This window comes from Kitasatospora arboriphila, from assembly GCF_039528095.1.
GTDB lineage: Bacteria > Actinomycetota > Actinomycetes > Streptomycetales > Streptomycetaceae > Kitasatospora > Kitasatospora arboriphila.
In genome coordinates, this window is the sequence record NZ_BAAALD010000097.1 from 1 (window position 1) to 21853 (window position 21853).

16 protein-coding genes are annotated in these 21853 nt (G+C 72.6%); 7 read left to right on the plus strand and 9 right to left on the minus strand.

From position 1 onward, the window contains the following. Nucleotides 1-105 precede the first annotated feature (105 nt). Nucleotides 106-549 carry a hypothetical protein gene (locus ABD353_RS32665; RefSeq protein WP_344627305.1) on the plus strand — a complete coding sequence of 148 codons (444 nt, stop codon included), beginning with the start codon at nt 106-108 and terminating at the stop codon, nt 547-549. A gap of 53 nt (nt 550-602) precedes the next feature. Here the strand turns inward: ABD353_RS32665 and ABD353_RS32670 are convergent, their stop codons facing one another. The 6 genes from ABD353_RS32670 to ABD353_RS32695 form a co-directional block, all read right to left on the minus strand. Next, nucleotides 603-1805 carry an NAD(P)/FAD-dependent oxidoreductase gene (locus tag ABD353_RS32670; protein WP_344627306.1) on the minus strand — a complete coding sequence of 401 codons (1203 nt, stop codon included), beginning with the start codon at nt 1803-1805 and terminating at the stop codon, nt 603-605. A gap of 121 nt (nt 1806-1926) precedes the next feature. After that, the gene (locus tag ABD353_RS32675; RefSeq protein ID WP_344627307.1) at nt 1927-2871 is read right to left on the minus strand and encodes an RNA polymerase sigma-70 factor; all 945 of its coding nucleotides are present in this window, start codon (nt 2869-2871) and stop codon (nt 1927-1929) included. 184 nt (nt 2872-3055) lie between these two features. Next, nucleotides 3056-4396: a GH1 family beta-glucosidase gene (locus ABD353_RS32680; protein ID WP_344627308.1), complete on the minus strand. Its 1341-nt coding sequence runs from the start codon at nt 4394-4396 to the stop codon at nt 3056-3058. Nucleotides 4397-4416: 20 nt separating this feature from the next. Then, the gene (locus ABD353_RS32685) at nt 4417-5259 is read right to left on the minus strand and encodes a carbohydrate ABC transporter permease (RefSeq protein ID WP_344627309.1); all 843 of its coding nucleotides are present in this window, start codon (nt 5257-5259) and stop codon (nt 4417-4419) included. Beyond that, the gene (locus ABD353_RS32690) at nt 5252-6166 is read right to left on the minus strand and encodes a carbohydrate ABC transporter permease (protein ID WP_344627310.1); all 915 of its coding nucleotides are present in this window, start codon (nt 6164-6166) and stop codon (nt 5252-5254) included. Before ABD353_RS32690 ends, ABD353_RS32685 begins: the two co-directional genes overlap by 8 nt. A gap of 1 nt (nt 6167) precedes the next feature. After that, nucleotides 6168-7484, minus strand: coding sequence for an ABC transporter substrate-binding protein (locus ABD353_RS32695; protein WP_344627311.1), 1317 nt, complete (start codon nt 7482-7484; stop codon nt 6168-6170). A 166-nt stretch (nt 7485-7650) separates the two neighbouring features. On the opposite strand from ABD353_RS32695, the gene ABD353_RS32700 reads away from it, so the two are divergent. Together ABD353_RS32700 and ABD353_RS32705 are read left to right on the plus strand one after the other, a co-directional pair. Next, nucleotides 7651-8892: an ROK family transcriptional regulator gene (locus ABD353_RS32700; RefSeq protein ID WP_344627312.1), complete on the plus strand. Its 1242-nt coding sequence runs from the start codon at nt 7651-7653 to the stop codon at nt 8890-8892. A 382-nt stretch (nt 8893-9274) separates the two neighbouring features. Continuing rightward, entirely contained in the window at nt 9275-11794 is a 2520-nt protein-coding gene (locus tag ABD353_RS32705) for a discoidin domain-containing protein (protein WP_344627324.1), read from the plus strand. A 91-nt stretch (nt 11795-11885) separates the two neighbouring features. Here the strand turns inward: ABD353_RS32705 and ABD353_RS32710 are convergent, their stop codons facing one another. Then, nucleotides 11886-14117 carry an MMPL family transporter gene (locus ABD353_RS32710; RefSeq protein ID WP_344627313.1) on the minus strand — a complete coding sequence of 744 codons (2232 nt, stop codon included), beginning with the start codon at nt 14115-14117 and terminating at the stop codon, nt 11886-11888. A 312-nt stretch (nt 14118-14429) separates the two neighbouring features. Between ABD353_RS32710 and ABD353_RS32715 the strand changes: the two genes are divergently transcribed. Together ABD353_RS32715 and ABD353_RS32720 are read left to right on the plus strand one after the other, a co-directional pair. Then, the gene (locus ABD353_RS32715) at nt 14430-15557 is read left to right on the plus strand and encodes an alpha/beta hydrolase (RefSeq protein ID WP_344627314.1); all 1128 of its coding nucleotides are present in this window, start codon (nt 14430-14432) and stop codon (nt 15555-15557) included. 108 nt (nt 15558-15665) lie between these two features. Beyond that, nucleotides 15666-17957, plus strand: a complete 2292-nt coding sequence (locus tag ABD353_RS32720; protein ID WP_344627315.1) for a mannosyltransferase YkcB-related protein — start codon at nt 15666-15668, stop codon at nt 17955-17957. A gap of 211 nt (nt 17958-18168) precedes the next feature. Here the strand turns inward: ABD353_RS32720 and ABD353_RS32725 are convergent, their stop codons facing one another. Next, complete coding sequence (locus tag ABD353_RS32725) at nt 18169-18912, minus strand: HNH endonuclease family protein (protein ID WP_344627316.1); 744 nt, start codon at nt 18910-18912, stop codon at nt 18169-18171. Between the two features lie 94 nt (nt 18913-19006). Next, nucleotides 19007-20047 carry a GTP 3',8-cyclase MoaA gene (moaA, locus tag ABD353_RS32730; protein WP_344627317.1) on the minus strand — a complete coding sequence of 347 codons (1041 nt, stop codon included), beginning with the start codon at nt 20045-20047 and terminating at the stop codon, nt 19007-19009. 131 nt (nt 20048-20178) lie between these two features. On the opposite strand from moaA, the gene ABD353_RS32735 reads away from it, so the two are divergent. Continuing rightward, the gene (locus ABD353_RS32735) at nt 20179-20781 is read left to right on the plus strand and encodes a nucleotidyltransferase family protein (RefSeq protein WP_344627318.1); all 603 of its coding nucleotides are present in this window, start codon (nt 20179-20181) and stop codon (nt 20779-20781) included. A gap of 204 nt (nt 20782-20985) precedes the next feature. After that, a complete protein-coding gene (locus ABD353_RS32740) occupies nt 20986-21804 on the plus strand; it encodes a hypothetical protein (RefSeq protein ID WP_344627319.1) in 819 nt (272 codons plus the stop codon). Nucleotides 21805-21853 lie beyond the last annotated feature (49 nt).

Here is a 21853-nt window from a genome sequence, read left to right on the forward strand (position 1 = left end):
GCGCGACTCCGCCAGCCGGGCACTGGTCGCCGCCAGCTCCTCGCTGAGCTGGGCGGGGTCGCTGGCGGGGGGGTGGACCGGGGGGGCGGGGTCCTCACGCTGCCGGTGCGGCACCTGGCGGCGGACGCCGGCAGCGGGCCGGTCACCTTCGACCCGCCCGAGCAGGCGCCCGTCCCCGCCGAGCTGCACCCCGAACCGCTGGTCTCGCATCCGGAGCGGCAGGTGGTGCACGACGTGGCCGCGGGCGAGTGGCGGCTGCAGCTTGCCCGGCCGGCCGGGGCGACGGTGCACCCGGACGGCCTCGCCGAGGAGGAGCACGTACTGGAGGCGTACCGGATCCGGACCGACGACCCGCTGGGCGCCCGGGCCAGGACCGACCGGACGCTCCGGCTGGAGCGGACGGACATCGGCTGGGACGTCACCCTGCAGCTCCGCTCCGAGGCGAGCTGCGACGCCGGGCACCTCACCGTCCACGACCACCTGCGCGCCCTGGAGGGCGGCGACGTGATCTTCGAACGCCACTGGCGCCGCCGCCTGCCGCGAAGCTAGGACCGAACCGCAGATCAGGTGCCCCCAGCGCCCCCAGCCGTTGCCCCTCCGTGTCAGGCCACGGCCTCCGCCCGTGCGGGGCTGGGGAGCTCGTGGCGGACGATGCGTCGGCGGCGGGAGGGCATGCCCGCGGTCGGGTTGGCGACGCCCCAGGCCGCGCCCTTGCAGATCAGTTCCTTGTAGAGGGCGGCCACGCGGCCGGTCAGGGCGCGGTCGACCGCCCGGTCGTCGGCGGTGACGAACTGGATCAGGCCCTCCCTGCGGCCGAGGGAGATGCACTGCTGGAAGTAGCGGACGGGGACGCGGGGGACCTTGGTGCCGGCGAGCCGGGCCGCGAGGGCGTCGGCGGCCTGCCAGGCCATCGGGACGCCCGAGGCGCAGGACATGCGCAGCGGCTTGCCCTCCGGGCCGATCGCCATCGCGGCGTCGCCGACGGCGTACACGTCCGGGTGGGAGACCGAGCGCATCGTGCCGTCGACCACGATCCGGCCGCCCTCGGCGAGTTCCAGGGTGGTGGCCGCGGCGATCGGGTGGGCGGCGAAGCCGGTGGTCCAGATCGTGACCGCGGCGGGGATGTCCCGGCCGTCGGCGGTCGTCACGCGGTCCGCCGCCACGGCGGTGACCGCGGCGTTCTCGTGGACGGTGATGCCGAGCCCGTCCACCACCTTCCGCAGGTGGGCGCGGCCCTTGTCCGAGAGCCAGTCGCCGAGGGCGCCGCGGGCGGCCAGGGCGACGTCGAGGTCGGGGCGGGCCTCGGCGATCTCGGTCGCGGCCTCCAGGCCGGTCAGGCCGCCGCCGATGACGGTAACGGGCCGGCCGGCCTCCAGGGCGGCGAGCCGGTCGCGGAGGCGGAGGGCGCCGGGGCGGCCGGAGATGTCGTGGGCGTGTTCGGCGGTGCCGGGGACACCCCCGTCGTTCCACCCGCTGCCGAGGGCGTAGACCAGGGTGTCGTACGCCAGCTCCTCCCGGCCGTGGCCGTTCGCGGCGGTGACGGTCACGCTCTTGCGGTCCACGTCGACGGCGGTGACCTTCGCGAGCTTCAGTGCCACGCCGGTGCCCGCGAACATCTCGTCGAACGGCCGGGGCCTGAGGTCCTGGCCGGCCGCGAGCTGGTGCAGCCGGACCCGCTCGACGAAGTCGGGCTCGGGGTTGACGAGGGTGATGGCGACGTCCTCGCGGTGCAGCCGCTTGGCGAGGCGGCCGGCGGCGACGGCTCCGGTGTAGCCGGCTCCGAGGACGACGATGCGGTGCTGCATGTCCGTGCTCCTGTCTGGAGGTTCCGCCGCTGTCTCTGCGCGGTTTCGCCCCTTGAACCGGGCAGCCCGGGATTTCCTGACAGGGTCGGAGTGTGAAGCACGTCACATCGGGTCGGAGGGTTCAGAGGACGACGAGCGGGGCCCTCCCGTGGTCCTCGGCGGCCCACTGTCCGGTCGCGCGGACGAGCTTGTCGGGGTTGACCTGGCTGCGCACGGCGGCGATGCCGTCGGCGGTGACCTCCAGGCAGGTGATCCCGACGACCCGGCCGTCCACGACCGCCACGACGGCGGGACCGCCGTTGGCGATCGCGACGTGGATCTCGGCCGCGCCGCCGATGTGGGCCCGCTTGGCCTCGCTGGGCTTGAACAGGCCGCGCAGGAACTTCGCGACCGCGAGCGCGCCCTCGAACGCCTTCGCGCGGGCCGGGACCTTCCCCCCGCCGTCGCCGACCGAGACGGCGTCCTGGGTGAGCAGCCGCACCAGGGGTTCGGTGCGGCCGCTGGTCGCCGCGGCGAGGAACTCCTCGACGATCCGCCGGGCGGCGGCCTCGTCGATCTCGGTGCGCGCCCTGCCGTCCGCGACGTGCTTCTTGGCCCGGTGGTGGATCTGCTGACTGGCGGCCTCGCTGATGCCGAGGATCTCGGCGATCTCGCGGTGCGGGTAGCCGAAGGCCTCGCGCAGCACGTACACCGCCCGCTCGTTGGGCGACAGGCGCTCCAGCAGGACGAGGACGGCGTACGACACCGAGTCGCGCTGCTCGGCGGTGTCGGCCGGGCCGAGCATCGGGTCGCCGGCGAGCAGCGGCTCGGGGAGCCAGGCCCCGACGTACGTCTCGCGCCGGGCGCGTGCCGAAGTGAGCACGTTGAGGCAGATGTTGGTAAGGACCTTGGTCAGCCAGGCCTCCAGCACCTCGATCCGCTCGGTGTCGGCGGCCTGCCAGCGCAGGAAGGTCTCCTGGACGGCGTCCTCGGCCTCGCTCGCCGAACCGAGCAACCGGTAGGCGATGGCCTCCAGCCGGGGCCTCGCGGCCTCGAACCGGTCCACGTCGCTCATGATCAGGGCCATGCCCGCGATCCTAGCCGCCCCCGGGCCGGAGCGGACCTGCGAGGACGACGCACAAGGGGCGCTGGGGGTACCTCCCGGCCGAAGGCCGGGGCGGATCTGCGCCATTCGGACTGCGCGAATCCCCGCGCCCCCGGGTGGTGGCCGTGAGGGTTCCGGCGGCCGCCGCGGCCGGAACCCTCACGGGTCAGCGGGCGCGGTGGTTGCGGATGATCTCCGCGTACCGCTCGCCGCTGGCCTTCACGGTGCGCTGCTGGGTGTCGTAGTCGACGTGCACCAGGCCGAACCGCTTGTCGTAGCCGTACGCCCACTCGAAGTTGTCGAGCAGTGACCAGGCGAAGTAGCCGGCCAGCGGGGCGCCCTCGGCGACCGCGCGGGCGCAGGCGTCCAGGTGGCCCTCCAGGTAGGCGGTGCGCTCCGGGTCCTCAATGCGGCCGTCCGCCGTGACGGTGTCGCGGTAGGCGGAGCCGTTCTCGGTGATGTAGATCTTCCGGACGCCGTACTCCTCGGTGAGGCGCATCAGCAGCTGGTGGATGCCCCTGGCGTCCACCTCCCAGCCCATGGCGGTGTGTTCGGCGTTGCGGCCGGGGGCCTGCCGGAACTGCGGCACGGCGCCGGTCGGGTCGTCCTCGACGAACTGGCGGAAGTAGTAGTTGAGGCCGATCCAGTCGAGCGGGGCCGAGATGAGCTCCATGTCGCCGTCCCGGACGGGGAGTTCGACGCCGTAGAGCTTGACCATGTCCTCGGGGTAGCCGCGGCCGAGGACGGGGTCGAGCCACCAGCGGTTGATGTGGCCGTCGGCGCGGACGGCGGCGAGGCGGTCGGCCTCGCTGTCGCTGGCCGGGATGATCGGGCTGAGGTTGTTGACGATGCCGACCTGGAGGTCGGAGTGGGCCGCGCGCAGCGCCTGCACGGCGTAGCCGTGGCCCAGGTGCAGGTGGTACGAGGTGCGGACGGCGGCGGTGAGGTCCGTCCAGCCCGGGGCCATCTTGCCCTCGAGGTGGCCGATCCAGGAGGAGCAGAGCGGCTCGTTGAGGGTGGCCCAGTGCTTGACGCGGTCGCCGAGGCGGTCGGCGACGACGGCCGCGTACTCGCCGAAGCGCTCGGCGGTGGCGCGCTCGGGCCAGCCGCCGCGGTCCTGCTGGGCCTGCGGGAGGTCCCAGTGGTACAGGGTGCCGTGCGGGGTGATGCCGGCGTCCAGCAGGCCGTCGACCAGGCGGTCGTAGAAGGCGAGGCCCTCGGCGTTGATCCGGCCGTCGGCCTGCGGCACCACGCGGGGCCAGGCGACGGAGAAGCGGTAGGCGCCGAGGCCGAGCCGCTTCATGAGGCCGATGTCCTCGCTGTAGCGGTGGTAGTGGTCGCAGGCGGTGTCGCCGTGGTCGCCGTTGTCGATCTTCCCGGGGGTGTGGGAGAAGGTGTCCCAGATGGAGGGCGCGCGGCCGTCCTCGTCCACGGCACCCTCGATCTGGTACGCGGAGGTGGCCGCGCCCCAGACGAAGTCGTCCGGCAGGGCGTTGAGGTCGTTCACAACTGGCCTTTCAATCAGGGTCACTTGACGGCGCCGGCGGTGAGCCCGGCGACGAGGTAGCGCTGCAGCAGGAGGAATCCGGCGACGACCGGGACGCTGACCACCAGGGAGGCGGCCATGACCTGGTTCCAGTAGACGTCGTTGAGCGTCGCGTAGCCCTGGAGGCCGACGGCGAGGGTGCGGGTCTCGTCGTTGGTCATGACGGAGGCGAAGAGGACCTCGCCCCAGGCGGTCATGAAGGCGTACACGGCGACGGCGACGATGCCGGGGATGGCGGCCGGGATGATGATCTGCACCAGGGCCCGGACGGGGCCGCAGCCGTCGACCAGGGCTGCCTCGTCCAGGTCCCGCGGGATGGAGTCGAAGTAGCCGACCAGCATCCAGATCGAGAAGGGCAGCGAGAAGGTGAGGTAGGTGAGGATCAGTCCGCCGCGGCTGCCGTAGAGGGCGACGCCGGTGCTGTTGCCGATGTTGACGAAGATGAGGAACAGCGGCAGCAGGAAGAGGATGCCGGGGAACATCTGCGTCGACAGCACGGTGACGGTGAACAGCCGGCGGCCGCGGAAGCGGTAGCGGCTGACGCCGTACGCGGCGAGGATCGCGATGAGCACCGAGAAGACCGTCGCTCCGCCGGCCACGATGATCGAGTTGACGAAGTACTTGCCGAGCGGGACGGTCTTCCAGATGTCGAAGTAGGGCCGGACGGTGAGCGTGCTCGGTATCCAGCGGAACGGCCCCTGGACGTCCTGGAGCGGCTTCAGCGAGGAGCTGACCATGACGCCGACCGGGACGAGGGTGAAGACCGCGAGCAGGGCGAGCACGATCCGGCGGATCCACCGGAAGGACGCGGGCGGGTTAATCATCGGCGCCCCTCCGACGCGAGGTGATGAACAGGTAGACCGACGTCACCAGCAGCAGGAACAGCAGGAGCAGCACCGACATGGCGGAGCCCGCGCCGAAGTTCCAGGTGACGAAGGAGGACTGGTAGATGTGGATGGAGATGAGGTCCGAGGCCTCCGGTGCCGACTTGCCGAACAGCACGTACGGCGTGTTGAAGTCGTTGAAGGTCCAGAGGAAGAGGACCAGCACGAGCACCAGGTTGACCGGCCGCAGCGAGGGCAGGGTGATCCGGCGGATCTGCTGCCAGACGCCGGCGCCGTCCATCGCGGCGGCCTCGTAGAGCTCGCGGGGGATGTTCTGCAGACCGGCCGTCAGGGTGAGGAAGGCGAACGGCCAGGAGCGCCAGACGGAGACGGTGACGAGCGCGGTGAAGCTGTTGTCGCCGATCAGCCAGAACGGCCGGTCCGAGGTGAGGTGGAGCTGGTCGTGGATGATGTGGTTGACCAGTCCGGTGTCCCGCTGGAACATGAACGACCAGGTGATGACGGCCGCGTAGACCGGCAGGGCGTAGGGCAGCAGGAAGGCTGCGCGGAGCAGCCCCCTGCCTCTGAAGGCGTCCTGCATCATGATCGCCGCCGTGGTGCCCACCAGCCAGGAGAGGCCGACGGCGAGGATCGTGAAGGCGCAGGTCACCCAGAACGAGTTGAGCAGCGACTGGCCGACGGGGGCACTGAAGTCCACCGCCAGGTGGTAGTTCCCGAGGCCAGTCCACGGTGCGGACGACCAGTCCCGGATGAAGAACTGGGTGAGCTGTTTGAAGCTCATCACGATGCCGACCACCATGGGCACCAGGTGGATCAGCAGCTCCAGGAGCAGCGCCGGGAGCAGGAGCAGGTAGGGCAGGCCGATTCGGCCGAGTCGCTGTCGCACGTCAGTTGGCCGGCATCTGCTGCTGGGCCTTGGTGAGTTCGGCCTTGACGGACTCGTCGGTGACCGGCTTGCCGGCGGCGGCCGCGGCGAGCAGGTTCTTGACGGCGGTGCCGACCAGGGTCTCGAACTGGCTCTCGTTGGCGACCTGCGGGAGCGGCTGGGCGCTGGAGCCGAGGACCTTGGAGAGGGCCTGGAGCTCGGGGGTGGCGAAGGCCGCGTCGCCCTGGGCCTCCTTGACCGGCGGGATCGAGCCGTAGGTCTTGTTGAGCTGGATCTGCTCGTCCTTGCTGGTCATGAACTTCACGAAGTCCAGCGCGCCGTTCAGGTTCTTGGTGTTCTTGAAGACGGCGAGGTTGATGCCGGCGACCATGGAGCTGGTGAGCTTGGTGCCGGAGGCGCCCGTGGGGACGGGGACGGGGGCGACGCCGTAGTCGTCGGGGTTCATGCCGTGCGACTTGAGGTTGGCGCCGGCGGACTGCCACATCATCATGCCGACCTTGCCGGTGGCGAAGTCGGTGACGGTCTGGTTGTTGGCGTACTCGGCGTTGCCCGGGGCGGCGATCTTGTCCTTGGCGATCAGGTCGACGTACTGCTTGATCGCGGCGACGGCCTCGGGGGTGTCGAAGGCGGGCTTGCCGGAGGCGTCGAACCAGTCGGCGCCGTGCTGCTTGCCGAGGGTGAAGGCGTGGTGGACGTTCTCGGAGACGTTGCCGCCCTCGACGGCGATGCCGAACTTGCCGTCCTTGGTGATCTTCTGGCCGTCGGCGATCAGCTCGTCCCAGGTGGCCGGCGGGCGCTCGATGCCGGCGGCCTGGAACATCTTCTTGTTGTAGTAGAGGCCGTAGGCCATCGAGTACAGCGGGACGGCGGCCGGGTCCTTGCCCGCCGCGCCGGCGGAGGCGATGGTGGCCGGCAGGAAGCGGTCCTTGCCGCCGATCTTGCCGAAGGCCGCGTCGTCGAAGGGCAGCAGGGCGCCGGTGGCCTGGAGCGAGGCGGACCAGGTGTTGCCGATGTTGAGGACGTCGGGGCCCTGGCCTGAGGTGGTGGCGGCGAGGATGCGGTTGAGCAGGTCGGACCAGGGGATGACCTCGAGCTTGACCTTGATGCCGGTCTGCTGCTCGAACTTTCTCAGCTCGGGCTCCAGGACCTGCTTGTCGTTCTCGAGGCTGGTGCCCTGGTTGCTGGCCCAGTACGTCAGCGTCTTGGGGCTGCTGTTGTCGCCGGAGCCGCCGGTGCTGGAGCCGCCTCCGCAGGCGGTGGCGGTGAGTGCAAGAGTCGCGACCACGGCGGTCGCGGCAGCCAGACGGTTGATACGCATGACCATGCCCCTCTCGGGCGGGTGGATGGCGTGGTGGGGGTGGGAAGGGCCCCGGCCGGGGGTGCGAGTCCCGGAGAGGGCTTTCTTCAGGCCGTGATTTAACGTGTGAGAAAAGCTGGCGTCAAGAGGACGTGCAGCGCTAGATTCGCTGCAGGAGGGAGAACCGATGGCAGAGCGAGGCAAGCAAACGGTCCGCGACCTGCGGCGCGGCAGCAGATCGACCCTTTTGCAACGGTTGTATTTCGAAGGGCCGCTCAGCAGGCAGGAGTTGGGCCAGATCAGCGGGCTCAGCGCCGGTTCGGTCAGCAACGTGATCGGCGAGCTGCTGGCGGACGGGCTGGTCGAGGAGTGCGGATCGGTCGAGTCGGACGGCGGCCGGCCCCGCATCCTGCTGCAGGTGCCGCCCGAGCGGGCCCACCTGGTCGGCGTCGACGTCGGCGAGACCCAGGTGAGGGTCGCGCTCTTCGACCTGGGGCTCACCGAGCTCGCCGCCAGCGACCACCCGCTCTCGGACTGCGGGCACGACTCCGACCACGTGGTGGAGCTGATCCTCACCGGGCTCGCCGAGGTGCTGCACGCCACCGGCACCGACCCGGCCACCGTGCTCGGCGTCGGCGTCGGCGTGCCCGGCATCGTCGAGCAGGGCGACCCGGGCACCGACGGCCTCGGCATCGTGGTGCACAGCCAGACCGTGGACTGGGACGCCGTGCCGCTCGGCCGGATGCTGCGGGCCGGCACCGACCTGCCGCTCTACGTGGACAACGGCGCCAAGACGCTCGGCCAGGCCGAGATGTGGTTCGGTGCGGGCCGCGGCGCCCGGCACGCGGTGGTCGCGCTGTTCGGCTCCGGCGTCGGCGCCTGCGTGATCGCCGAGGGCGCCCGCTTCCGCGGCGCCACCAGCAGCGCGGGCGAATGGGGCCACACCAAGGTGCACGTGGGCGGCCGGCTCTGCCGGTGCGGCTCGCGCGGCTGCCTGGAGGCCTACGTCGGTGCGGAGGCACTGGTCGAACGCTGGGGCCGGGCACCCGCCGGGTCCAGCGAGAAGGCCGGGCTGGCCGCCCTGCTGGCCGCCGCCGAGGCGGGCGAGCAGGACGCCGTCGACCTGCTGGCCGAGGCCGCCGAGTACTTCGGCGCGGCCATCGCCGACCTGATCAACCTGTTCAACCCGGAGCGGATCGTGATCGGCGGCTGGGCCGGGCTGATGCTCGGGCCGCGCCTGCTGCCCGCGATCCGGGACGCGGCCACCGCCTACGCCCTGCGCTTCCCCCGGGCGCAGACCTCGATCGACCTCGGCCTGCTCGGGCCGGACGCCGTCACCGTGGGCGCGGCCACCCTGCCGCTCTGGCACTTCCTGCAGTCCGGCGGCGAGCTGCCCGCCCGGCTGTCCGCCGCGGCCGCCACCGGCTGAGCCGCACCCCCCGCGACCTGCGCGAACCCGCCGTCCGCTGCGCCCGGCGGCGGGTCAACGGCCGCCCGCGACAGGCCGGTTGATCCGTATCGGAACTCCCGACCGGGGACTTGACACCCGAGATCGCAGCCCCACAGACTCCCTCCGGGGAGCGCTCTCTCGGCTCGGCCGCAAGGATTCCGGCCCCGCCCTGCCCCGTAGTTTCCGGCGCCCCTGCGCCGCGCCGGCCCGTCGGTCACGGGCCGGTCCCCACGCCGACGCACGACGTCCGCGCCCCCACGAAAACCCCCACCCACCCCCACCGCAGGAGAAGCCCGTGAGGCTCACTTCAGCACGCCCCGGCGCCCGAGCCGGCCGCCGCGGCTCCGCCGCCCTGCTCGGCATGGCCCTGCTCTCGGGCGCCGTCCTGGCGCTCCCCGGCAGTGCCGCCCACGCCGCCGACACCCTGATCTCGCAGGGCCGGACGGTCACCGCCTCGTCGGTCGAGAACGGCGGCACCACGGCCGCCTACGCCGTCGACGGCAACACCGGCACCCGCTGGTCCTCCGCCGCGAGCGACCAGCAGTGGATCCAGGTCGACCTCGCCTCGGCGACCATCAGCAAGGTCGTGCTCCAGTGGGAGGCCGCCTACGGCAAGGCCTACCAGATCCAGACCTCCGCCGACGGCAGCACCTGGACGACCGTCTACTCCACCACCACCGGCGCCGGCGGCAACGAGACGCTCAACGTCACCGGCACCGGCCGCTACGTGCGGATGAACGGCGTCACCCGGGCGACCGGCTACGGCTACTCGCTCTGGGAGTTCCAGGTCTACGGCTCGTTCGGCGGCACCACCCCGGACACCTGCGCCACCACCAACGCCGCGCAGGGCAAGGCCGCCACCGCCTCCAGCACCGAGAACGCGGGCACCCCCGCCTCGGCCGCCGTCGACGGCAACACCGGCACCCGCTGGTCCTCCGCCGCGGCCGACCCGCAGTGGCTGCAGGTCGACCTCGGCTCGGTGCAGCAGGTCTGCCAGGTCCAGCTGAACTGGGAGGCCGCCTACGGCAAGGCCTACCAGATCCAGACCTCCGCCGACGGCAGCACCTGGACGACGATCTACTCCACCACCACCGGCGCCGGCGGCAACGAGACCCTGAACGTCTCCGGCTCCGGCCGCTACGTGCGGCTCTACGGCACCCAGCGCGGCACCGGCTACGGCTACTCGCTGTGGGAGTTCGCGGTGCACACCGGCGGCGGCTCCACCGTCCCGCCCGTGCAGGGCGGCGGCGACCTCGGCCCCAACGTGATGGTCTTCGACCCGACCACGCCGAACATCCAGGCCAAGGTCGACGAGGTCTTCACCAAGCAGGAGTCGAACCAGTTCGGCAACGAGCGCTACGCGCTGCTGTTCAAGCCCGGCACGTACAACAACATCAACGCCCAGATCGGCTTCTACACCTCGATCGCGGGCCTGGGCCTGAACCCGGACGACACCACCTTCAACGGCGACGTCACCGTCGACGCCGGCTGGTTCAACGGCAACGCGACCCAGAACTTCTGGCGCTCCGCCGAGAACCTGCACCTCAAGCCGGTCAGCGGCACCGACCGCTGGGCCGTCTCGCAGGCCGCGCCGTTCCGCCGGATGCACGTCGAGGGCGGCCTCAACCTCGCCCCCGACGGCTACGGCTGGGCCTCCGGCGGCTACATCGCCGACTCGAAGATCGACGGCCAGGTCGGCAACTACTCGCAGCAGCAGTGGTACACCCGCGACAGCTCGATCGGCGGCTTCTCCAACGGCGTCTGGAACCAGACCTTCTCCGGCGTCCAGGGCGCGCCCGCCCAGGGCTTCCCGAACCCGCCGTACACCACGCTGGACACCACCCCGGTCTCGCAGGAGAAGCCGTTCCTCTACCTGGACGGCAACGACTACAAGGTCTTCGTGCCCGCGAAGCGCACCAACGCCCGCGGCACCTCCTGGGGCAACGGCACCCCGCAGGGCACCTCGGTGCCGCTGAACCAGTTCTACGTGGTCAAGCCGGGTGCCACCGCGGCCACCATCAACCAGGCGCTCGCCCAGGGCCTCAACCTGCTCTTCACCCCGGGCGTCTACCACGTCGACCAGACCATCAACGTGACCCGCCCCGGCACGGTCGTGCTCGGCCTCGGCCTCGCCACCGTCGTCCCGGACAACGGCGTCACCGCGATGAAGGTCGCCGACGTCGACGGCGTCAAGGTCTCCGGCCTGCTGCTGGACGCCGGCACCGTCAACTCCCCCGCCCTTCTGCAGGTCGGCGACGCCGGCCCGGGCGCCTCCCACGCGGCCGACCCGACCGTCATCCAGGACGTCTTCGTCCGGGTCGGCGGCGCCGGCGCCGGCAAGGCCACCAACGGCATGGTGATCAACAGCAACAACACCGTCGTCGACCACACCTGGATCTGGCGCGCCGACCACGGCGCCGGCGTCGGCTGGGAGACCAACCGCTCCGACTACGGCTTCGTCGTCGGCGGCAACGACGTCCTGGCCACCGGCCTGTTCGTCGAGCACTTCAACAAGTACGACGTCTGGTGGAAGGGCAACGGCGGCCGCACGATCTTCTTCCAGAACGAGAAGGCGTACGACGCCCCCAACCAGGCGGCGATCCAGAACGGCAGCACCCGCGGCTTCGCGGCCTACAAGGTCGAGGACTCGGTCAACACCCACGAGGGCTGGGGCCTGGGCAGCTACTGCTACTTCAACGTGGACCCGACCATCGTCATGGACCACGGCTTCGAGGTCCCGGTGAAGTCCGGCGTCAAGCTGCACGACGTCCTGGTCAACTCGCTCGGCGGCAACGGCCAGTTCGCCCACGTGGTGAACGACACCGGCGCCCCGACCTCGGGCACCTCCACCACGCCGTCCAACGTCGTCTCCTTCCCGTGACGGACCGCCTCCCCCGCACCTGACGGTCCGTCACACGGCGGCCGCCGCACCGGAACACCGGTGCGGCGGCCGCGCCGTAGGCGTGCGCGGCTCAGGCATCGTCGCCCTCCGGGTTGATGTGCGGCAGGATCCTGTCCAGCCAGCGGGGCGTCCACCAGGCGTGCGGGCCGAGCAGCGTGAGCACCGCCGGCACCATCAGCAGCCGGACGACGGTGGCGTCGATCAGCACGCTCACCGCCAGGCCCAGGCCCAGCATCTTCACCACGATGTTGTCGCTCAGGATGAACGCCGCGAAGACGCTCACCATGATCAGCGCGGCACAGGTGATCACCCGGGCGGTGATCTCCAGCGCGTGCGCCACGCTGCCCTTGGCGTCCCCGGTGCGCGTCCAGTTCTCGTGCACCCGCGACAGCAGGAAGACCTCGTAGTCCATGCTCAGGCCGAAGACGATGGCGAACATCATCATCGGCACGTAGCTCTCGATCGGCACCGTCCCCGACACCCCGAGCGCCGGGCCGCCCCAGCCCCACTGGAAGACCGCCACCACCACGCCGTACGAGGCCGCGATCGACAGCAGGTTCAGCACCGCCGCCTTGACCGCCACCAGCAGTCCGCGGAAGACCGCCAGGATGATCAGGAAGGCCAGTCCCACCACCACCGCGATGATCGCCGGCAGCCGGCTGGCGACGATGTCGCGGAAGTCCACCTGGGCGGCGGTCGTGCCCGTCACGTAGGTGATCGCCGGGGTGTTCGCCACGGCCTTCGGCAGCGTGGTGTCCTGCAGGTCGTTGACCAGCTGGGTGGTCTTCTCGTCCTGCGGCTGCTGGGCCGGGATCACCGTGGAGGTGAGCACGTCGTTGTCGCTGGACGGCACGAACGGGCCGATGCTCGCGATGTTCGGGGTGCCGGCCAGGGCCTGCTGGACGGAGGTGACCACCGCCTGCTGGTTCGCCGCCGGCACGTTCGTCTGGTCGATCACCACCGTCAGCGGGCCGTTGGAGCCCGGGCCGAACGCGGCCGACATCAGGTCGAAGGCCTGCTTGTCGGTGAAGGACGGCGGGTCGGCGCCGTCGTCGATGTGCCCGAGCTGGATCGAGAACAGCGGGATCGCCAGCACGCACACCACGACCACGCCGGAGACCAGGAACCGCCACGGGTGGCGCTCCACCCGCTGTGCGTACCGGTGCCAGGTGCCGGTGACCTCCTCGCCCGGCGCGGCGTTGCTCTCGGCGACGGGCTTGCGCACGTGCCAGCGGTCGATCGCCCGGCCGATGATGCCGAGCATCGCCGGCAGCAGGGTCAGCGCACCGGCGACCGCCGTCACCACGGTGACGCCCGCGGCCAGGCCCAGCTTGGAGATGAAGCTGACCCCGGAGACCGACAGGCCCGCCAGCGCGATGATCACCGTGCAGCCGGAGACCAGCACCGCCCGGCCCGCGGTGGACACCGCGTGCCCGGCCGAGCCCGCCGGGTCCGCGCCGTCCATCAGCCCCTGCCGGTACCGGGTCAGCAGGAACAGCGCGTAGTCGATGCCGACACCCAGGCCGATCATGGTGGCCAGGGTCGGCGACACGGTCGCGAAGGTCGTCGCCGCGGCGAGCAGACCGAGGCAGCCGAGGCCGACGATCACCGCGATCAGCGCGTTGATCAGCGGCAGACCCGCCGCGATCACGCTGCCGAAGCCGATCAGCAGCACCACGATCGCCACCGCGAAGCCGATCGCCTCGCTGCTGCGGTCGTCCGCCTTCGGCCGGGCCGCCTCGCCGAGCGGCCCGCCGTACTCCACCTGCACCCCGGCCTGGCGCAGCGGGGCGACCGCGTCGTCCACCTTGGTCAGGTAGTCGCTGCCGTAGGTACTCGGGTTGGCGTCGGTCTTGAAGGTGATGAAGGCGGTCAGCCCGTCGGTGGAGAGCGGGCCGTTCGGGGTCTGGGTGGTCGGCTGGCCGGGCTGCGGCAGGGGGTTCTGCACCGACAGCACGTTCGGCAGCTGCTGCAGGTTGGCGACCGCCTGGTTGATCTGGTCGCTGAAGCCGGTGAGCGCCTGGGCGTCGTGCAGCACGATCTGCGAGCCGACGCCGCCGGCGGCCGGGTTGTGCGCCCGCAGCACGTCGAGGCCCTTCTGGGCCTGGCTGCTGGAGATGTTGAAGTCGTCCGAGAAGGTGCCGCCGACCGCCCGGTCGGCGGCCTGGATGGCGCCGAGGCCCACCAGCCAGGCGATCAGGACGAGGACGCCGTGCCGGGCGCACCAGGAGCCGAGCCGGTGCAGCACCCCGGGGCGGCGGGTCCGTTCCGCGGTGGCGGTGCTCGGCGGCGATGACGGCATGCGCGCTCCCGGGGGTCGGCACGGCCGGGGACGACCGGCGGTGCGTGGGGCCGTCGGGTGCCGGCACGCCGGGGTGTCCGGCGGTGCGAACGGTGATCGGCGGTTGACGGCCGGTGACGAGCGTAGGCAGCCGACCGGCCGCCGGGCGGGCCGACACACCGCCCCGTCCCCCGGACGCCAGCGCGCCCCCGTCCGGCCGCGGCATCAGGCGACCGTCCGTCAGGTCCACTGCCGCGCGGGCCGTCCGTGCACATTCTTGACACCGCCTGGGGGCGTTCTGAGTGCTTTCTGACAGTCCTCTACGATCAACGCGTGTTGAGCCTGACCGGACTGCCGCTGCGCGTCCTCGCCGTCGTCCTCGCCGTGGCCGCCTTCGCCGCCACCATGTGGCTCTGGCCGAAGCTGGCCGGCCGCGGCTGGAAGTCCTGGCTCGGCAGGTTCGGCGCGTTCTTCGGCACCCAGCTCGCCGTGTTCGCGGCGATCGGCCTGATCGCCAACGCCTACTTCGGCTTCTACACCACCTGGGGCGACCTGCTCGGCACCGACGGCAAGCCGGGCACCGTCGTCGACCACGAGCCCGGCGGCCGCGCCGTGTCGGTCCTCGGGCAGCAGAAGATGTACTCCTCGCAGGGCTCCGCCGAGGACCGCTCCGGGGTGATCGAACAGGTCCGCATCCGCGGCGCCGCCTCCCGCCTCACCGGCACCCCCGCCTACGTCTACCTGCCGCCGCAGTACTTCCAGCCTGCCTACGCGCACAGCCGCTTCCCGATGGCGCTGGTGCTCTCCGGCTACCCCGGCTCCGCGGAGAAGCTGATCTCGCTGCTGGAGTACCCGGACTCCACGCTGAAGGCGATCCAGGCCGGGCAGCTGCCGCCCACCGTGCTGGTGATGATGCGGCCCACCCTGGGCGGCAACCGGGACACCGAGTGCATGGACATCCCCGGCGGCCCGCAGGTGGAGACCTTCTTCACCGAGGACCTGCCGCGCGCGATGGCCGGCACCTACCGCATCCTCGACCGGCCCGAGGCGCGGGCCGCCGTCGGCGACTCCACCGGCGGCTACTGCGCCCTGAAGTTCGCCCTGCGCAAGCCCGACTCGTACCGCTCGGCGATCTCGCTCTCCGGCTACTACAGCGCCCCGACCGACCCGACCACCGGCGACCTGTTCGGCGGCAAGCCGCACCTGAAGCAGGAGAACGACCTGCTGTGGCGGCTGCGGACGCAGCCCGCCGCGCCGGTCTCGCTGCTGCTCGCCACCAGCTACGACGAGCACAACTACGGCGCCACCCAGAAGATGGTCGGCGCCTTCAAGGCGCCGACCAGGATGTCCACCATCACCCTGGACACCGGCGGCCACAACTTCCGGACCTGGACGCGGGAGATCCCGCCCGCCCTGGAGTGGCTCGGCCGCCGCCTGGCACCGCCCGCGCCCGCCGGCTGACGCACCGACGGCCCTGCCGGGACCGTCCCCCGGGGGCCGAAGAAGATCACACCGGGCTCATAGGCCGCTCTCATCGGGCTCTCAGCCTGCGCCGCCAGCGTATCCCCCATGACCACGACCAGTTCCGTACCTCCGACCAGCGAACCGTGGCCCGAGGCCGCGAACTACCCGCCGCCGGCGCCCGCCGACCGGCAGGCCACGGTCGAGCCGCTCTTCCCGCCGGCCGAGCTGCCGCCGCGCGGCCCCAAGGGGCCCGGGTCGTGGGCCGGCCGGCTGCGGACCCTGCCGGCCCGAGCCTGGCGCGGCCGCGCGGACGACCCGCGCTGGGTCCGGCCGGCGTTCCTGGCGCTGCTCGCCGCGACCGCCGCCCTCTACTTCTGGAACCTGACCGCCTCCGGGTGGGCGAACTCCTTCTACTCGGCCGCCGTCCAGGCCGGCTCGCAGAGCTGGAAGGCCTTCTTCTACGGCTCGTCCGACGCGGCGAACTTCATCACCGTCGACAAGCCGCCGATGTCGCTGTGGCCGATGGCCCTCTCGGTGCGGCTGTTCGGCCTGAGCTCCGGCAGCATCCTCGCACCGCAGGTGCTGATGGCCGTGGCGACCGTCGCCACCGTGTACGCCACCGTGCGCCGCCGCTTCTCCCCGGTCGGCGGCCTGGTCGCGGGCGCCGCACTGGCGCTCACCCCGGTCGCGGCCCTGATGTTCCGGTTCAACAACCCGGACGCGCTGCTGGTGCTGCTGCTCACCCTGGCCGCGTACGGCGTCGTCCGGGCGACCGAGACGGCGAGCACCCGCTGGCTGGTGTTCGCCGGCGTGATGTTCGGCTTCGGCTTCCTCACCAAAACCCTGCAGGCCTTCCTGGTGCTGCCGGCCTTCGCGCTGGTCTACCTGGTCACCGCCCCCACCGGGCTCGGCCGCCGGTTCCGGCAGCTGCTGTGGGCCGGCCTCGCCATGGTCGTCGCCGCCGGCTGGTGGGTCGCGCTCGTCGAACTCGTCCCCGCCTCCGCCCGCCCCTACATCGGCGGCTCCCAGGACAACGACTTCCTCTCGGTGACCTTCGGCTACAACGGCTTCGGACGGATCACCGGCAACGAGACCGGCAGCGTCGGCGGCGGTGGCCGCGGCGGCGCCGGCGCCGGCGGCGGCATGTGGGGCGAGACCGGCATCACCCGGCTCTTCGACGGCGACATCGGCGGACAGATCGCCTGGCTGATGCCCGCCGCCCTGATCCTGCTGGTGGTCGGCCTCTGGGCGACCCGCCGCCACCCGCGCACCGACAGCGCCCGGACCGCCTTCCTGGTCTGGGGCGGCTGGCTGGTCTGCACCGCGCTGACCTTCAGCTTCATGTCCGGCATCTTCCACCAGTACTACACGGTGGCCCTCGTCCCCGCGGTCGCCGCCCTCGTCGGCATGGGCGCGGACGGCCTCTGGCGGGCCCGGCACCGGCTGCCGTACGCCGCCCTGCTCGGCGGCACCGTCGCCGTCACCGCGGTCTGGGCGTACGTGCTGCTCGGGCGCAGCGCCGACTTCATGCCGTGGCTGCGGTGGGCCGTGCTGATCGGCGGCCTCGCCGCCGCGGTCGCACTGCCGCTCGCCGGACGGCTGAGCGGGGCGGTCGGGGCACGGCTGGCCACGGTCGCCGGGATCGCGGCGCTGGCCGCGGCCCTCGGCGGGCCGACCGCCTACGCCCTGCAGACCGTCTCCACCGGGCACAGCGGCTCCATCGTGACGGCCGGCCCGCAGGTCCAGGGCGGCGGCTTCGGCGGCCCCGGCGGCGGCGGCCGGTTCCGGGCGGGCGGCGGCATGGGATTCCCTCCGGGCATGCAGGGCGGCCAGACCGGTCAGACCAGTCAGACCCAGGGTCAGGGCGGATTCCCCGGCATGAACGGACAGGGATTCCCGGGGACGACCGGCCAGAACGGCCAGAACGCCTTCCCGGGCATGAACGGGCAGGGCTTCCCCGGCACCGGGACGGGCGGCGACAGCCGGACCGGACGCGGCGCGGGCGGGCCGGGCGGCATGGGCGGACTGCTCAACGGCGCCCAGGTCAGCAGCGAGCTCTCCGCCCTGCTCAAGCAGGACGCCGACAAGTACACCTGGGTGGCGGCCGCCGTCGGCTCGCAGAACCAGGCCAGCTACCAGCTCGCCACCGGTGAGCCCGTGATGGCCCTGGGCGGCTTCAACGGCACCGACCCCTCGCTGACCCTGGCCCAGTTCCAGCAGTACGTGAAGGAGGGCAAGGTGCACTGGTTCATCGGCGGCGGAGGCTTCGGCGGCGGTGGCGGGGGCGGCATGGGCGGCTCCTCCGAGTCCTCCCAGATCGCCACCTGGGTCTCGGAGAACTTCACCGCCAAGACCGTCGGCAGCACCACCGTCTACGACCTGACGGCGACCGAGTAGGAGGACTCGCCAGTAAGGCGAACCCCAGGGGGCGCGGGGAACTGCGCGCAGCGGGAGGCACGGACCGGTGCCTCCCGCCTCGCGCAGTTCCCCCCAGCCTTCGGCCGGGAGGTGCCCCCACGCGCCCCTGACGTGGCTCACCCGAGCTGTCAGGTACGCCGGTCCCGGACTGCGCAGTTCCCTGCACCCTGAGCCCGGTTCACCGGGCCTCTCAGCTGCACTGGGCGAGCATGGTCTGCTTGTCGGCCGGGGTGACCGGCAGGTCGTACTTGAGGGCGACCTGGGCGAAGCGGACGACGTAGGAGCAGCGGATCTTCGGGTCGGCGGGGAGCCACTCGGAGGGGCCGGAGTCGCCCTTGGCGGAGTTCTGCGGGCCGTCGGCGGGGATCAGGTTGAGCGGGTCGTTGGCGATCCGGACCCGCTTGGCCTTGTCCCACTTCGCGGCGCCCATCTGCCAGTCGTAGGAGAGCGGCATCACGTGGTCGATCTGGATCTTCGTGGCCTGCGCCTTCGTCCACTGCACGTCCTTGCCGGTGTACGGGTCGTGGATGGTCATGGACGTGACGGTGCAGGCGGAGCCGTCCTTGTGCTGGACGGAGCGGCCGTCCCGGGCGAGCAGGTCGTTGCGGGTGTCGCAGTTGTTGTGGCCGAGGGCGGTGCCGTCGACGTTGTCCGTCCAGGCGGGGCCGAACTGGTCGCGGTCGTAGCCGGTCCGGGGGCCGGCCGCGGCGGTGCGGACCTTGCCGATCAGGTCGCGGCCGGCCTTGTGGTCGGCGGCGGAGGTGAGCGGGGCGAGGCCGGGCCTGGTGCCGTCCGGGTTCTGCAGCGGGCTGGTGCCGACGGCGCCGCTCTGGGCGTGGTCCGTGGAGCTGCCGGGGGTACCGGAGGTGCAGGCGGCGAGCAGGAGGGCGGGCAGCAGCAGGGCGGACAGGGCGGTGGCAGGGCGGGCGCGCACGGGTTCTCCCCCGACGGTGTGGCGGTGACGGCGCACCAGCAGAGCAGGGCCCGTCGTGCCGGGTCAAGCCGCGGGGGTGGCGGGGCGGGCCGGGTCAGCCGCCGATCGCGGACATCGGGCGGTCGGGGCGGACGAAGCCGGCCGTGTCGATGGCGTGGCCGGGGCCCTTGCGGGCGATGGTGGCCCGCCAGGCGGCCTCGATCCGGTCGTCGTCGGCGCCGCCGCGCAGCAGGGCGCGCAGGTCGGACTCCTCGGTGGCGAAGAGGCAGTTGCGCAGCTGGCCGTCGGCGGTGAGCCGGACGCGGTCGCAGCCGCCGCAGAACGGCCGGGTGACGGAGGCGATGACGCCGACGACGGTGTCGGTGCCGGCGATCCGCCACTCCTCGGCGGGGGCGTTGCCGTGCCGGCCGACCGGGACGAGCTGCCAGCGGCCGCCGAGGTCGGCGAGGATCTCGTCGGCGGTGACCATGCGGGTGCGGTCCCAGGCGCCCTGGGCGTCGAGCGGCATGGATTCGATGAAGCGCATCCGGTAGCCGTGCTCGGCGGCGAAGGCGACGAGGTCGCGGAGTTCGTCGTCGTTGACGCCGCGGACGGGGACGGCGTTGACCTTGACGGGGTCGAGGCCGGCGGCGCGGGCGGCGGCGAGTCCGTCGAGGACGTCGGGGAGCCGGTCGCGGCGGGTGATCTCGGCGTACCGCTCGGGGCGGAGGGTGTCGAGGGAGACGTTGACCCGGTGCAGGCCGGCGGCCTTCAGGTCGGCGGCGGTGCGGGCGAGGCCGATGCCGTTGGTGGTGAGCGAGAGCTCGGGGCCGCCGTCCGGGCCGTCGAGGGCGGTGAGGGCGGCGACCAGGCCGGGCAGGCCGCGGCGGAGCAGCGGTTCGCCGCCGGTGAGGCGGAGGTTGCGGATGCCGAGGCGGTGGACGGCGATCCCGGCGAGCCGGACGACCTCGTCGTCGGTGAGGAGTTCGGGGCGGGGCAGCCAGTTCAGGCCCTCGGCGGGCATGCAGTAGGTGCAGCGCAGGTTGCAGCGGTCGGTCAGTGAGATCCGCAGGTCGGTGTGGATCCGGCCGTAGCGGTCGACCAGCGGGCCGCCGGGGGGCTGCGCGGTGCCGGGAGCGGTGGAGCGGGGTGCCATGCGCCCAGTACAGGGTGCGGGCGGGGGTCGCGGCCAGCGGCGGAAGTTCCGGTGTCCGCCGCTGACCTGCGAGGTCTCCTTGTCGGATCGTCCAACTGCCGTTGCGGCGGCCGGGTCGGGAGACTGGGGGCATGAGTGATCGGCGGATTCCGGCCCTGGTGCTGGCGGCGGGCGGCGGGCGGCGGCTGGGCGGGCGGCCGAAGGCGCTGGTGGAGCACCGCGGGCGGCCGCTGCTGGAGCATGCGCTGGCGGTCGTCCGGGCGGGCGGCTGCGGGCCGGTGGTGGCGGTGCTGGGGGCGGCCCGGGAGGAGGTGCGGGCGCGGGCGCGGACGGGCGACTGCCTGCTGGTCGACAATCCGGCGTGGGAGAGCGGGATGGGCTCCTCGTTGCGGGCGGGGCTGGCGGCGCTGCCGGCCGGTGCGCCGGCGGTGCTGGTGATGCTGGTGGACACCCCGGGGGTGACGCCCGAGGCGGTGCGGCGGCTGCTGGCGGCGCACCGGGCGGGCGGGCAGCTGGTGGCGGCGGCGTACGGCGGGCGGCGCGGGCATCCGGTGCTGATCGGGGCGCGGTACTTCGCGGAGGCGGCGGCCGGGGCCACCGGGGACGCGGGGGCGCGCGCCCTGCTGGCCGCGCACGCCGGGGGGCTCCTCCTGGTGGAGTGCGGCGACGTGGCGGTGCCGGACGACCTGGACACTCCGGAGGACCTGGCCCGCTGGTCCGCGTCCGCCGGATGAACCGGCTTGCGGCGCAGGCACGTTGGCCCCTCGCGTACGCCTCGTTCACCAGCACCCCCGCTGTTCGGCGGGGGCGCCGCCGCCGACGGGTCGTACGCCCCCCGACTCTCCCCGAGGTTTGCCGTAACCCGTTCCACCACCTGCCCGGATCAGCGAAGATGGGGGGTGACCTGCCCAGCCGACACCGAACGGACGGTGCCAGCCATGACCGCAGTGCCGCAGCCCGACGACTTCAGCGACCGGGCGCCCGGCCCCGCCCCGTCCGCGGGTGGCACCGCGATCCGCTGCCCGGCCTGCCGGGCCGAGCACGTGTACGAGGCGCCGAGCCTGCCGTGTCCGTGCGGGGCGCAGCTGCGGGTGCCGCTGCTGCGCGGCGGGGTGCCGGTGCAGGTGCGCTTCCGCTCCTGGGAGGACTCCTGGTTGAGCATGCGGTGCCCGCACTGCGGCCGCAACGACCAGTGGCCGCAGCCGGAGTACACCTGCAACTGCGGGGCGACGGTGCGGCTGCCGGTGGACCGGGCGCCGCGGCTGCCCTCCGCGGGGCCGGCCGGCCGGCCGGTGGGTGCCCGCCCGTACACCACGGCGGTGCCGCCGGAGCAGCCGGCGTCGCCGTCGGGCCGGCACCGGCTGATGCGGCCGCCGTTCCGTCCGCAGCCGGTGCGCTCGCCGCAGGACGCGCTGCCGGCCGCGGCCCACTACCTGCAGTGGCTGGGCTTCGAGGACCTGGAGCTGACGGACGGCCAGGACCGCGAGGCGGTGACGCTGCTCGGCTCCCGGATGGTGGCGCAGGTGGACACCTGGCCGGACCCGGCGGACGTGAAGGCCGTGGAGTGCCTGTGGATGCAGACGCTGCACAGCGAGGAGATGGCGTCGGCGATGTTCACCCTGGCCGGCTACTCGCACCAGGCGGTGGTCCGCGGCGAACAGTTGCTGGTCGCGCTGTTCACGCTGGACGTGTCGGGCATCCCGCAGCCGGCGAACGGCGCGGCCGAGGCGCTGATGGAGACCGGCTGGACGTCCTGACCCCCGCCGCGGCGGAGGGTGCCACTCCGCAATCCGTGCCGCTCGTGAT